This window comes from Streptomyces sp. NPDC001410 (genome assembly GCF_042895235.1).
Lineage (GTDB): Bacteria > Actinomycetota > Actinomycetes > Streptomycetales > Streptomycetaceae > Streptomyces.
In genome coordinates this window covers 475095-487433 of the sequence record NZ_JBIAWE010000006.1, presented here as the reverse complement: position 1 = coordinate 487433, position 12339 = coordinate 475095, and the positions used below count along the sequence as shown (strand labels likewise).

Annotated in this window: 16 protein-coding genes; 8 read left to right on the top strand and 8 right to left on the bottom strand. The window is 70.4% G+C overall.

The window, feature by feature from the left end:
* On the top strand, positions 1–229 hold a 229-nt coding region (locus ACFY3C_RS16175; RefSeq protein WP_390771138.1), incomplete at its 5' end, for a hypothetical protein.
* A 179-nt stretch (positions 230–408) separates the two neighbouring features.
* Here the strand turns inward: ACFY3C_RS16175 and ACFY3C_RS16170 are convergent.
* Positions 409–1059, bottom strand: a complete 651-nt coding sequence (locus ACFY3C_RS16170) for a DNA-3-methyladenine glycosylase (RefSeq protein WP_389185066.1) — start codon at positions 1057–1059, stop codon at positions 409–411.
* 138 nt (positions 1060–1197) lie between these two features.
* Between ACFY3C_RS16170 and ACFY3C_RS16165 the strand changes: the two genes are divergently transcribed.
* The 3 genes from ACFY3C_RS16165 to ACFY3C_RS16155 all read left to right on the top strand — a co-directional run bounded on the left by ACFY3C_RS16165 (position 1198) and on the right by ACFY3C_RS16155 (position 3234).
* Positions 1198–1980: a sporulation protein gene (locus tag ACFY3C_RS16165; RefSeq protein WP_386573879.1), complete on the top strand. Its 783-nt coding sequence runs from the start codon at positions 1198–1200 to the stop codon at positions 1978–1980.
* A 40-nt stretch (positions 1981–2020) separates the two neighbouring features.
* Entirely contained in the window at positions 2021–2560 is a 540-nt protein-coding gene (locus ACFY3C_RS16160) for a YbhB/YbcL family Raf kinase inhibitor-like protein (RefSeq protein WP_386573880.1), read from the top strand.
* 167 nt (positions 2561–2727) lie between these two features.
* Positions 2728–3234, top strand: a complete 507-nt coding sequence (locus ACFY3C_RS16155) for an HNH endonuclease (RefSeq protein WP_390771137.1) — start codon at positions 2728–2730, stop codon at positions 3232–3234.
* Between the two features lie 67 nt (positions 3235–3301).
* Here the strand turns inward: ACFY3C_RS16155 and ACFY3C_RS16150 are convergent, their stop codons facing one another.
* From ACFY3C_RS16150 to ACFY3C_RS16140, 3 genes are all read right to left on the bottom strand, one after another.
* Positions 3302–4252, bottom strand: coding sequence for an SPFH domain-containing protein (locus ACFY3C_RS16150; protein ID WP_386573882.1), 951 nt, complete (start codon positions 4250–4252; stop codon positions 3302–3304).
* Between the two features lie 110 nt (positions 4253–4362).
* Positions 4363–4794 (bottom strand): NfeD family protein, encoded by a 432-nt coding sequence (locus tag ACFY3C_RS16145; protein WP_386573883.1) that lies wholly within the window; start codon positions 4792–4794, stop codon positions 4363–4365.
* A gap of 61 nt (positions 4795–4855) precedes the next feature.
* Positions 4856–5647, bottom strand: coding sequence for an ABC transporter ATP-binding protein (locus ACFY3C_RS16140; RefSeq protein ID WP_386573884.1), 792 nt, complete (start codon positions 5645–5647; stop codon positions 4856–4858).
* A gap of 152 nt (positions 5648–5799) precedes the next feature.
* Between ACFY3C_RS16140 and ACFY3C_RS16135 the strand changes: the two genes are divergently transcribed.
* Positions 5800–6585 carry a hypothetical protein gene (locus tag ACFY3C_RS16135; protein ID WP_386573885.1) on the top strand — a complete coding sequence of 262 codons (786 nt, stop codon included), beginning with the start codon at positions 5800–5802 and terminating at the stop codon, positions 6583–6585.
* A 57-nt stretch (positions 6586–6642) separates the two neighbouring features.
* Here ACFY3C_RS16135 and ACFY3C_RS16130 read toward each other — a convergent pair whose 3' ends face one another.
* The 4 genes from ACFY3C_RS16130 to ACFY3C_RS16115 all read right to left on the bottom strand — a co-directional run bounded on the left by ACFY3C_RS16130 (position 6643) and on the right by ACFY3C_RS16115 (position 9259).
* The gene (locus ACFY3C_RS16130) at positions 6643–6882 is read right to left on the bottom strand and encodes a chaplin (protein WP_386573886.1); all 240 of its coding nucleotides are present in this window, start codon (positions 6880–6882) and stop codon (positions 6643–6645) included.
* Between the two features lie 180 nt (positions 6883–7062).
* A complete protein-coding gene (locus ACFY3C_RS16125; RefSeq protein WP_390771136.1) occupies positions 7063–7308 on the bottom strand; it encodes a chaplin in 246 nt (81 codons plus the stop codon).
* Positions 7309–7479: 171 nt separating this feature from the next.
* Entirely contained in the window at positions 7480–8121 is a 642-nt protein-coding gene (locus ACFY3C_RS16120; protein ID WP_094214635.1) for a response regulator transcription factor, read from the bottom strand.
* Positions 8114–9259 (bottom strand): GAF domain-containing sensor histidine kinase, encoded by a 1146-nt coding sequence (locus ACFY3C_RS16115; protein WP_386573889.1) that lies wholly within the window; start codon positions 9257–9259, stop codon positions 8114–8116. The genes ACFY3C_RS16120 and ACFY3C_RS16115 overlap by 8 nt, the downstream gene beginning before the upstream one ends.
* 229 nt (positions 9260–9488) lie before the next feature.
* Here ACFY3C_RS16115 and ACFY3C_RS16110 point away from each other — a divergent pair, with 229 nt between their 5' ends.
* The 3 genes from ACFY3C_RS16110 (at position 9489) to ACFY3C_RS16100 (ending at position 12308) form a co-directional block, all read left to right on the top strand.
* Positions 9489–10184: an SDR family NAD(P)-dependent oxidoreductase gene (locus tag ACFY3C_RS16110; RefSeq protein ID WP_390771135.1), complete on the top strand. Its 696-nt coding sequence runs from the start codon at positions 9489–9491 to the stop codon at positions 10182–10184.
* Entirely contained in the window at positions 10181–11266 is a 1086-nt protein-coding gene (locus ACFY3C_RS16105; RefSeq protein WP_390771134.1) for an S-adenosylmethionine:tRNA ribosyltransferase-isomerase, read from the top strand. Before ACFY3C_RS16110 ends, ACFY3C_RS16105 begins: the two co-directional genes overlap by 4 nt.
* A 298-nt stretch (positions 11267–11564) precedes the next feature.
* The gene (locus ACFY3C_RS16100; protein WP_389185098.1) at positions 11565–12308 is read left to right on the top strand and encodes a transglycosylase SLT domain-containing protein; all 744 of its coding nucleotides are present in this window, start codon (positions 11565–11567) and stop codon (positions 12306–12308) included.
* Positions 12309–12339 lie beyond the last annotated feature (31 nt).

Sequence of the window (12339 nt, the reverse complement as noted above, 5' to 3'; positions counted from 1 at the left end):
GATTCCGACGGACGGGGTATCAACATATCTGGCGTTGATTTTTGGCACGCTGTTGAGTTCTCAAGGAACGGTCGCTTCCTTTGTACTCACCCTCTTGGGCTTTCCTCCGGGCTTCCCTTCGGTGTTTCCGACTCTATCAGACCCTCTCGGCGTCCGATTCCCGGTCGGCGGGATTGTCTTGGGCTTTTCGGGCTTTCGCTCGTCGGCCTTTCGACATTCACTACGTTAGCCGATTCCCTCGGCGACTCATAATCGAGTCTCTCGGGTTCGAATTCAGGCACGCGGGCGCGCCAGAATCGACCCCGGTGAGGGGTTGTAGCTGAGTAGTGGTTTGGCCGCTCCGGCTGCAGGCGATCGCCGTACCCGGTTCAGCGGCTCGGGCTACATTACGCACCTTGCTAGGGCGCGTCAACTTGAGCGGCGCCGTGGCGCATGGGCCCGATAGGGGCTCACCGTCGGGTCGTTGGCCACCCAGAAGCGCCAGGGATGGACGTCGCCGTTGCCGCCTTCGCCGGCGACTCCGGTGCGTGGACCGCTGCGCACCTGGTCAGGAGGTACAGGAGTACCGGTCAGCATCCTCAGTGGGGTCTCGCCGGAGGCGCACGCGTCCGTGCCGTCCAGGGCGCGGCCGACCTCGAGGGCGGTGGCCAGGCGTGCCGGACCCTTGGCCAGTTCCTTGTCACTCCGGGCCGAAAGTCGACGTTTGCGAGCCAGTTCAGTGCCCTCGACGACTTCACCGGCTCGGAGCAGTACGGCGCTCGCCCTGCCCTCGGGTCCACAGACCAGGTTCATGCAGTGCCACATGCCGTAGGTGAAGTAGACGTACACGTGTCCGGGCGGACCGAACATCACTTCGTTGCGGGCGGTGCGGCCACGGTAAGCGTGTGAGCCGGGGTCGTTCGGGCCGTCGTACGCCTCCACCTCCGTGAGGCGCACGGCGATCGGACCGTCGGGGGTCGTGCGGACCAGGATGCGGCCGAGGAGGTCGGGGGCGACGTCCAGGACGGGGCGGTCGAAGAACTCTCTGCGCAGTGGCGTACGGTCCGGAGGCGCGATCATGCCGTCCGAGCGTAGTCCAGAGGGTTCCGGGCCAAGGGGTGGTCAAGGTTCGCTCCCCTTGCCAGGGTGAGGCCTCGGAACCGGTCGTGACCGGATCGCGTTTGTACGGGTCGAGGGTCCATTCGTAAAGGGAGAGTCATGGCGTTCAAGAAGCTGCTCGCGAGCCTCGGGGCCGGCGGGGCCTCGGTCGAGACGGTGCTGACCGAGACCAATGCCGTACCGGGCGGCGTGGTCCAGGGCGAGGTGCGGATCCAGGGCGGGTCCGTGAACCAGGAGATCGAGGGGCTGTCCGTCGGCCTGCAGGCGCGGGTCGAGGTCGAGAGCGGCGACCAGGAGTACAAGCAGGACATCGAGTTCACCAAGGTGCGGCTCGGCGGTGCCTTCGAGCTGCAGGCGGGGGCCGTGCACGCGGTGCCGTTCGGCCTGGAGATCCCGTGGGAGACGCCGGTCACGATGATCGACGGGCAGGCGCTGCGCGGGATGCACATCGGGGTGACCACCGAGCTGGCGATCGCCCGTGCCGTGGACTCCTCCGACCTGGACCCGATCAACGTGCACCCGCTGCCGGCGCAGAAGGCGATCCTGGACGCCTTCATCCAGCTGGGCTTCCGCTTCAAGAACGCGGACATGGAGCGCGGCCACATCCGGGGTACGCGGCAGCGGCTGCCGTTCTACCAGGAGATCGAGTTCTACCCGCCGTCGCAGTACCGGGGCCTGAACCAGGTCGAGCTGAGCTTCGTGGCCGACGAGCACGCCATGGACGTCGTCCTGGAGATGGACAAGAAGCCGGGTCTGTTCAGCGAGGGCTCGGACACCTTCCGCTCCTTCCAGGTGGGTCTGAACGACTTCCACGGGACCGACTGGGCGGCTTACCTCAACCAGTGGCTGTCCGAGGTCGGCAGCAAGCGCAACTGGTTCTAGGCTCTGACCTACTGGACAAGATCGATCAGGAGGTACCGAGGTGACCGAGCTCAAGCGGCGGCCGCTCCCCCACGACTTCCATCCTCCCGTGCCGTCGTTCACGGTGACGAGTGAGGACGTCGAGGAGGGCGCGACGCTGGGGAGCGCGCAGGTCTACGCCGAGGGGAACACCTCGCCGCAGCTGCGGTGGGAGGGCTTCCCCGCGGAGACCAAGAGCTTCGCCGTGACCTGCTACGACCCCGACGCGCCGACCGGCAGCGGGTTCTGGCACTGGGTCCTGTTCGACATCCCCGCCTCGGTGACGGAGCTGCCGGCCGGTGCGGGCGGCCGGAAGTTCGAGGGCCTGCCCGAGGGCGCGGTGCACGTGCGCAACGACTACGGGTCGAAGGACTTCGGCGGTGCCGCTCCGCCGCCCGGGGACGGCCCGCACCGGTACGTCTTCACGGTGTACGCGGTGGACCAGGAGAAGCTCGGCCCGGACGCGGACGTCTCTCCGGCCGTCGTCGGCTTCAATCTGCGGTTCCACGCGCTCGCGCGTGCCCAGCTCATCGGCGAGTACGAGAACCCCGCCAAGGGCTGACGCAGCACACTGATTCAGTCAAGCGTTCATTGAACGTTTGCCCGCCTCCGGTCTTGGAAGTGATCGGAGGCGGGCATTTTTTATTGCGTTGTCCATCTCGGCGCGCCCGTCCAGAGTTGATCCAAGCCCGCCGGGGGGTGGGCAGGTGCACACGGGAGGTGGGCTGGATGCGTGACACGTTGGTCCTGAACGCGAGCTTCGAGCCGCTGTCGACGGTGACTCTGAACCGAGCCGTCGTGCTGGTCCTGCAGGACAAGGCCGTCGTCGAGCAGACCCATCCCGAACTGCGTATGCGCGGTGCCGATGTGGACATACCCGCGCCCCGGGTAATCAGGCTGTGCAGGTACGTACGGGTGCCGTTCCGAAGACAAGCTCCGTGGTCGAGGCGGGGGGTGCTGGTCCGGGACCGGCACCGGTGCGCGTACTGCGGGCGCAGGGCGACGACCGTGGACCATGTACTGCCGCGGGCGCAGGGCGGGCAGGACACGTGGCTGAATACGGTCGCCGCGTGTGCGGAGGACAATCACCGGAAGGCCAACCGGACTCCGGAGGAGGCCGGGATGGCCTTGCTCCGGGAGCCGTTCGAGCCGACTCCCGCGGATGCGATGCTCTTGGCTCTGGGCCAGGAGGATCTTGCCGCTCTGCCTGACTGGTTGGCTCTGGACGCTGCCTGACCCATACAGCCCCCGCACCCCCTTCAGAGGCGCGGGGGCTGGGTGAACCCGGCGTCGTGAAGAACTGTCAGTCGATCGACGGCTTTTCGCGGCGTTCCGTGCTGGGCCCGTTGTTCTGGGGCGGGACGGAGGCGCCGCCGCCCAGGGGGCCGAAGTTGCCCATGGCGCCGGAGAGACCCTTGAGGGCGTCGCCGATCTCGCTGGGGACGATCCAGAGCTTGTTGGCGTCGCCCTCGGCGATCTTCGGGAGCATCTGCAGGTACTGGTAGCTGAGCAGCTTCTGGTCCGGGTCGCCGGCGTGGATCGCCTCGAAGACCGTACGGACGGCCTGGGCCTCACCCTCGGCGCGCAGGGCGGCGGCCTTGGCCTCACCCTCGGCGCGCAGGATCTGGGACTGCTTCTCACCCTCGGCGGTGAGGATGGCTGCCTGGCGCGTACCTTCCGCGGTGAGGATCGCCGCGCGCTTGTCACGGTCGGCGCGCATCTGCTTCTCCATCGAGTCCTGGATGGAGGTGGGCGGCTCGATGGCCTTCAGCTCGACGCGGTTGACGCGGATGCCCCACTTGCCGGTGGCCTCGTCGAGGACACCGCGCAGGGCCGCGTTGATCTCCTCGCGGGAGGTCAGGGTGCGTTCGAGGTCCATGCCGCCGATGATGTTGCGGAGCGTGGTGACCGTGAGCTGCTCGATGGCCTGGATGTAGCTGGCGACCTCGTAGGTGGCCGCCCGCGCGTCCGTGACCTGGTAGTAGATGACCGTGTCGATGTTCACGACCAGGTTGTCCTGGGTGATCACCGGCTGGGGCGGGAACGGTACGACCTGTTCGCGCAGGTCGATGCGGTTGCGGATGGTGTCGATGAACGGGACCACGATGTTGAGGCCCGCGTTGAGTGTCCGCGTGTAGCGGCCGAAGCGCTCGACGATGGCGGCGCTGGCCTGTGGGATGACCTGGATGGTCTTGATCAGGGCGATGAAGACCAACACCACCAGAATGACCAGGACGATGATGACCGGTTCCATCGTGTTCCCCGTACCCCTCTCCGCCTCGGCACCGTGGCAGATCCTGTGGTTGTTGAAGATCTTGCTCGTCGAGTCTGGCAGACCGTCGCCCAACTCGTGGGTCAGATGGCTCAGATGACGATCGCGGTGGCCCCCTCGATGTCCACGACGTCCACTTCCTGGCCGACTTCGTAGGCGCGGCCGGTGTCCAGGGCGCGGGCCGACCAGACCTCGCCGGCGAGCTTGATCCGGCCGCCGGAGCCGTCGACGCGCTCCAGGACGACGGCCTGCTTGCCCTTCAGGGCGTCGACGCCGGTGGCCAGTTGGGGCCGCTGCCTGCCGTGCCGGGCCGCGATGGGGCGGACCACGGCGATGAGGGCGACCGAGACGACGACGAAGGCGAGCACCTGGATCACGACGCCGAAGCCCAGGCCGGCGACGACCGCGGCCGCGACGGCTCCCACCGCGAACATGCCGAACTCCGGCATCGCGGTGACCACGAGCGGGATTCCGAGCGCCGCCGCGCCGACGAGCCACCACACCCATGCGTCGATGTCGTTCACATGGTCATGGTAGGACCGCGGTCGGGCGGCGGACAGGGCGCGAACGGGGAGCGGGGCGGCGTCAGGACAGGGGCAGGCCCTGCGCGGTCCAGCGGTCGCCGACCTGCTCGACGACGAGCGGCAGGCCGAAGCAGAGGGAGAGGTTACGGGACGTCAGTTCCAGTTCGATCGGGCCCGCGGCGAGAACCTTGCCCTGACGGATCATGAGGACGTGGGTGAAGCCGGGGGCGATCTCCTCGACATGGTGGGTGACCATGATCATCGAGGGGGCGATGGGATCGCGGGCCAGCCGGCCGAGGCGGCGGACCAGGTCCTCGCGGCCGCCGAGGTCGAGGCCGGCGGCGGGCTCGTCGAGCAGGAGCAGCTCGGGGTCGGTCATCAGGGCGCGGGCGATCAGGGTGCGCTTGCGCTCGCCCTCGGAGAGCGTGCCGAACTTCCGGTCCACGTACTCGGTCATGCCGAGGCGGTCGAGGAAGGCGCGGGCGCGCTGCTCGTCGACCTCGTCGTACTCCTCCTGCCAGTGGGCCGTCATCCCGTACGCGGCCGTCAGCACGGTCTCCAGGACGGTCTGGCGCTTGGGGAGCTTTTCGGCCATGGCGATGCCGGCCACGCCGATGCGCGGGCGCAGCTCGAAGACGTCGACCTTGCCGAGGGTGTCGCCGAGGATGGTGGCGGTGCCCTTGCTGGGGTAGAGGTAGCTGGAGGCGACGTTCAGGAGGGTGGTCTTGCCGGCGCCGTTGGGGCCGAGGATGACCCAGCGCTCCCCCTCCTTGACCGACCAGGAGACCTGGTCCACCAGAGCCCGGCCCTCGCGGACCACGGATACGTCCTGAAGCTCCAGAACATCGCTCATGAGCGCGTTGTCTCCCCTTGCAGTGTGGCCGGTCTCGGCTGTCGCGTACGCCTGTGGGCTCGGTCCGCCACGCCGGTGGGCGCAGCCCCCCATGAAATCTACGCCACGCGTGCGTCGCTCCATTCCATCGGTCCGGTCCTTAGGGTGGGGCCATGCTCTCGGAACCGCGTTCAGGACGCCTTGCCGCTTGGGGAAATGCCCTTTTGTCCGGAGTTTCCTCTCCGGATGACGCCGCACTCGCCATCGTGGGCGAGGACGCGGTGCACCGGGTGGAGGGGCTGCCGGGTGAGTCGGCGCCGGTCGGACTCACGCTCGCGCTCGGGCGGCTGCGGACGCTGGGGGTGACCGGCCTGCGGGTCGCGCTGCCCGCGCCCGGTCATCCGCTGGGGCTGAGCGGTCCGCCGGAGTTCAATGCGCGGGCGCTGGAGGCCGAGGAGGCGGTGGTCTGCTTCGGTGCCGCGTTCGGGCTGGTTCCGGAGGTGTACGCGGCCGGGCCCGAGGGTGATCTGCATATCGAGGTCGTCTGGCATGTGCTGCCGGTGCGGGAGGCGCCGCCCGCCGATGTGCCCTCGCTGGGCGAGGCGGAGCGGGAGCTGGCGGAGGCCCTGCGGGACGCGACCGAGATGCTGTCGAAGCTGGATGTCGCCGGGTCGGGTCCGGCGGCGGAGGCGGCGATCGACGCCTACCGGTCGCGGGCCGCGCGGGGGCGGGAGGTGCTGGCGCCCGGGTACCCGCCGCGTGCGGTGCGGGTGCTGGAGCTGGCGCGGCGGGTGGCGATGCTGGTGTCCCTGGCCTACGACAACGGGCACGGGGGTGCGGTCAGCTCTGCCGAGATGGCGGCGCGGTCCGCGGCGCTGCGGCCGGTCGAGCGGACGGCCCGGCGGGCGCAGGTGGCGGCGTACAACTCCATCGTGGAGGAGCGGGAGCGCGGTCGCTGAGCCGGCAGGGGCTCCCCGAGTCGGTCGGTCGAGGAGCCCTCTCGGCTGCTTGCCGCCTCAGTTGTTGGCCGTCGTGTTGCCGAAGGCCGGGTTCAGGGCGCCGATCACGTTCACGCTGTTGCCGGTCACGTTCACCGGGACGTGGACCGGGGCCTGGACGACGTTGCCCGAGGCGACGCCCGGGGACATCGTGGCCGCGCCGCTCGCGGTCGAGTCGGCGACGGCGGCTCCGGCGGAGGCGCCTGCGGCGATGCCGGCGACGGTCAGGGCGAGGGCGGCCTTCTTGGCGATACTCATGGAACGGGTTCCTCCTGCGTGTGCGGGTCCGACCCGGCCGTGGGTCGTGCGCTGATCAACGCCGGAGTCCTTGCCGGGGTGCGGGGTCCGCACGTCGAGCCCCCGTTCGGGCCACTCGGATGAAAACCGGACAGGCCTCCCGGTGGGCCCGGGAGGCCTGAGGTCGTCAGTGGCCGTGCCTCACTGGTTGAGGCCGAGGTTGCCGAAGGCCGGGTTCAGCACACCGATGACGTTCACGCTGTTGCCGGTCACGTTCACCGGGACGTGCACCGGGGCCTGGACGACGTTGCCCGAGCCGACACCCGGAGAGCCGTGGGCCGCACCGCCGGCCCAGGCCCCGTCCGTGGCGGAGGCCATCCCCGCACCGGCGGCCAGCAGGCCACCGGCCACCATCGTCACGGCCGCTGCCTTCTTCAGGTTCTTCACTGTCTGAGCCCTCCTTGGCGTTCGCCGCGGCGGTTCACCGCGGCACGCACTGGAGAACGGCGGAGATCACCGGAGGATGCGCCATCCGGGTGACATTCCCACGACGGTATGAATCTCAGCCCGGAACGCAACCTTCCGAGTTGCCGTCGGTGAGGCGTTGGGGAGGGCGTTTCAGCCGGTCACGCCATGGCGTACGGCCCACAGGGCGGCCTGGGTGCGATCGGCGAGGTCCAGCTTCATCAGGATGTTGGAGACGTGCGTCTTGACGGTTTTCTCGGACAGCACGAGGGCACGGGCGATCTCCCGGTTGGAGCGGCCGTCGGCGATCAGGCCGAGCACCTCGCGCTCCCGTTCGGTGAGCGAGCCTCCGCGTCCCTGACCCGAGTTGGCCTCCTCCTGGGAGAGCAGGGCGCCGGCGACCTCGGGCTGGAGCAGGATGTGCCCGGCGTGCACGGAGCGGATGGCGCCGGCCAGTGCGTCGGGGTCCACGTCCTTGTAGACGTACCCGGCGGCGCCCGCGCGCAGGGCCGGGACGACCGTGCGCTGCTCGGTGAAGCTGGTGACGATCAGCACGCGCGCGGGGTTGTCCAGTTCGCGGAGTCTGCGCAGGGCGTCGATGCCGTCCATGCCCGGCATCTTGACGTCCATGAGGACGACGTCGGGCCGCAGCTCCTCGGCGCGGGCGACCCCCTCGGCGCCGTCGGCGGCCTCGCCGACGACCTCGATGTCGTCCTGCACCTCCAGGAACGTGCGCAGGCCCCGGCGGACGACCTGGTGGTCGTCGACGAGCAGCACCTTGATTGCGTCAGCCACCGGGGACCTCCATCTCGATCGTGGTGCCCTTGCCGGGCGCCGATTCCACGGTCAGCGTGCCGCCGACGCCGCTCGCCCGGTCCCGCATCGAGACCAGGCCCAGGTGCCGTCCGGCGCTGCGGACCGACCGCGGGTCGAAGCCGCTGCCGTCGTCGCTGACGCGCAGCACGGCTCCGCCGCCGCGCCGGTCCACGCTCACGCCGACGTGCTCGGCGCCGGAGTGCCGCAGGGCGTTGTGCAGGGCTTCCTGGGCGACCCTGAGCAGGGCCTCCTCCTGGGAGGCCGGCAGGGCGCGGAAGCCGTTGCTGGCGAAGGTGACGCGCGCGGTGTGGGCGCGGTCGAGGACCTGTATCTGGGTACGCAGGGTGGCGATCAGGCCGTCCTCGTCCAGGGCTGCGGGGCGCAGCTCCACCACGGCGGCGCGCAGTTCGTCGGCGGCCTCGGCGGCGAGCGCGGCGACCTGGTGCAGCTCGCCCTTGGCGCGGGCGGGGTCGCGGTCGATCAGCGCGGCCGCGGCCTGGGCGGTCAGGCGCAGGGAGAAGAGCTTCTGGCTGACCGCGTCGTGCAGCTCGTGGGCGAGGCGGGAGCGCTCCTCGGCGATGGTCAGCTCGCGGCTGCGCTCGTAGAGGCGGGCGTTGGTGAGGGCGATCGCGGCGTGCTGGGCGAGGATGGAGAGCAGTTCCTCGTCCTCCTCGGTGAAGCCGCAGCTGCCTTCCGGTTTCGGACAGTTCTTGTTGGCCAGAAACAGGGCGCCGATGACCTCGTCGCCGTCCCTGATCGGCAGGCCCAGGAAGTCGGACATGTCCGGGTGGGCGGACGGCCAGCCCTCGAAGCGCGGATCCTTGCGCACGTCCGCGAGGCGCTCGGGCCGGGCCTCCTGCAGCATCGCGGCGAGGATGCCGTGCTGGCGGGGCAGCGGGCCGATGGCCTTCCACTGGGCGTCGCTGACGCCGTCGACGACGAACTGGGCGAAGCCGCCGTGGTCGTCGGGGACGCCGAGGGCGGCGTACTGCGCGTCGAGCAGCTCGCGGGCGGAGGCGACGATCGTCTTGAGGACGTCGCGCACCTCCAGATGCCTGCTCATGGCCAGCAGCGCGGAACTCACCGCGGCGAGGCCGGACCGGGGGCCTTGACTCATGTCCTCACGGTACCGGCGGGGTGTGACAGCGCGGATCGGACCGGTGACCGCCGGGTCCGGTCCGATGGACCTAGGACCGGTGGGGTAGGTCTGCGGCCCCGCGACGTGCGGCGTACGTCGAAGGACCCCGCCGTATTGCGGCCCGCGTCCGAGGCGGCGCGGGGGATGCCGTTCCTACGTTGTGGTCACCGCTCCGACGAGGGCGGCACGCGACGAGGGGACGGTTGTCATGCCGGTAGCGATCATCACGGGGGCCTCCAAGGGGCTTGGGCGGGCGCTCGCCGAGGCGCTGGCCGCGCGGGGCTGGGACCTGGTGCTCGACGCCCGCGGCGCGGGGCCCCTGGCAAAGGCCGCGGAGGCGGTCGCCGGGCACGGCAGGCGGGTGGAGGCGCTGCCCGGGGACGTCACGGACGCCGGGCACCGGTCCGAGCTGGTGGCCGCCGCGCGGAAGCTGGGCGGTGTCGACCTGGTGGTGAGCAACGCGAGCGCGCTGGGTGCCGAGCCGCTGCTGCGGCTGGCGGAGCTGCCCCTCGCGGGGCTGCGGCGGGCGCTGGAGGTGAACGTGGTGGCGGCGCTGGGCCTGGTCCAGGAGGCGCTGCCACTGCTGCGGGAGTCACCGGCGGGCGCGGTCGTCGCGGTCAGCTCGGACGCGGCGGCGGAGGCGTACGAGACGTGGGGCGGCTACGGCGCCTCGAAGGCGGCCCTGGACCAGCTCGCCGCGGTGCTCGGCGCGGAGGAACCGGGGCTGCGGGTGTGGGCGGTGGACCCCGGGGACATGGCCACCGACCTGTACACGGCGGCCGTACCGGACGACGACGATCCGCGTCCGGCGCCCGGCAGTGTCGTACCGGCGTTCCTGCGGCTGCTGGACGAGCGGCCCGCGAGCGGGCGGTACGCGGCGCCGGCCCTCGCGGAGGGGCGATGACCATCGCGGTGAAGGTGCCGGAGGAGCTGTCGGCGCGGGTGCCCGCCGAGCAGCGCGGGCCCGGTCTGGACCGGGACGACGTACGGCTGCTGGTGTCGCGCGGCACCGAGGTGACGCACCACGTGTTCGCCGAGCTGCCGCGGCTGCTGCGGGCGGGGGATCTGCTGGTGGTGAACACCTCGCCCACGCTGGCCGCCGCGGTGGACGGGCGGATCGGGCACGCGCGCGTGGTGGTGCACTTCTCCACGCGCGGGGACGACGGGCGGTGGGCGGTCGAGCTGCGGGATCCGGACGGGAGGGGTACTACGCGCGCGCGTGCGGGCACGCCCACGGGGACAGAGGTGCGGTTGCCGGGCGGGGCGCGGCTGGTCCTGGAGGAGCCGCTGAGCGCGCGCGGTGAGCGGCTGTGGTGGGCTCGCGTGTCCGGGGCGCAGGTCCTTCGGGTGCTGCGGGAGCACGGGCGGCCCATCCGCTACTCCTATACAGAGCGGGACCAGCCGCTGTCCGTCTATCAGACGGTGTTCGCGCTGCCCGCGCCGGACGGGGCGGGCAGCGCGGAGATGCCGAGTGCGGCGCGGCCCTTCACCGCGCGGCTGGTGGCGGAGCTGGTGAGCCGTGGGGTGCAGTTCGCGCCGATCACTCTGCACACGGGGGTGGCGTCGGCGGAGGCGCACGAGCCGCCGTACCCGGAGCGGTTCGCGGTGCCGACGGCGTCGGCGCGGCTGATCAACGCTGCGAAGGCGGGTGACGGGCGGGTGATCGCGGTCGGGACGACGGCCGTGCGGGCCGTGGAGTCGGCGACCGGGCCCGACGGCGTGGTGCGGGCGGCCGCGGGGTGGACCGATCTGGTGGTCACGCCCGAGCGGGGGGTGCGTGTGGTCGACGGGCTGGTGACCGGGCTGCACGAGCCGGAGGCCTCGCATCTGCTGATGCTGCGGGCGGTCGCGGGGCGGGCCGCGGTCGACCGCGCGTACGAGGAGGCGCTGCGCGGGCTCTATCTGTGGCACGAGTTCGGGGACGTCCACCTCATCCTCCCGGAGGAGAACCCTCACGTAGAGCGTTGCGACGGCAACTCCCGGTGAGACCGCCACGCCTCCGATGTGAGCCCGCGCATAGGGCACACATCACGTACGAACGGACATAGGAGATAAAGCCTCCCGGCACGAACGGGGCAGACGTTCCAGTCTGTCCCGTTTTGCCCTTGCCCGATCCACTATCGGGGATAGTACGTCACACCTTTGCCACAGGATTTTGCGGCCGCTAAGAATTGCTCTCGTCGCTCAGCGCTGCGGGGTTCCCCCCGCGGCGTTCGTGCGGAAGGAGCAGGTTCTTCCGGCGGACGCAGAGCGACCTCCGCGCTATCCGAAGAGGTCCTTCAGCATGTCCAAGAACATCCTCACCCGTGGTCATAGTCGCTCGCTGACCAAGCAGCACAAGTTCGCGATCGCCGGTGTCGGCGTCCTCGGCGCCGCTGCTCTCGCCTTCTCGGCCGTCCCCAGCAGCGCCGAGACCATCACCGCCGGTGCCCCGGCCGAGGCGCCGCAGGTGGCTGCCCAGCCGGTCAAGGACGTCAAGGGCACGCTCACCAGCCAGCTCGCCACGGAGACCGTCAAGCTCGACGCCTTCGCCGCCAAGCAGAAGGCCGCGACCGACGCCGTCGCCAAGGCGAAGGCCGAGACCGCGGCGAAGCAGAAGGCCGCCGCCGAGGCCGTCAAGAAGGCCGCGCAGGAGCGCGCCGCCAAGGCGGCCGCGAGCCGTTCCGCGCAGCGCCCCCAGATGCAGCTGGTCGCCGCGAAGACCTACGCGAACAACCTCGACGGCTGGATCCGCCAGGCCCTGGACATCATGAAGGCCAAGGGCATCCCGGGCAGCTACCACGGCCTGCACAAGAACATCATGCGGGAGTCCTCCGGCAACCCGATGGCCATCAACAACTGGGACATCAACGCGATCAACGGCATCCCGTCGAAGGGCCTGCTGCAGGTCATCCCGCCGACCTTCAACGCGTACCACGTCGCCGGCACCTCGTGGGACATCTACAACCCGGTCGCCAACATCACCGCCGCCGCCAACTACGCGGCCGACAAGTACGGCTCGATCGACAACGTGAACAGCGCGTACTGAGGCCGCGCGGACCTCTGACATACGCGGAAGG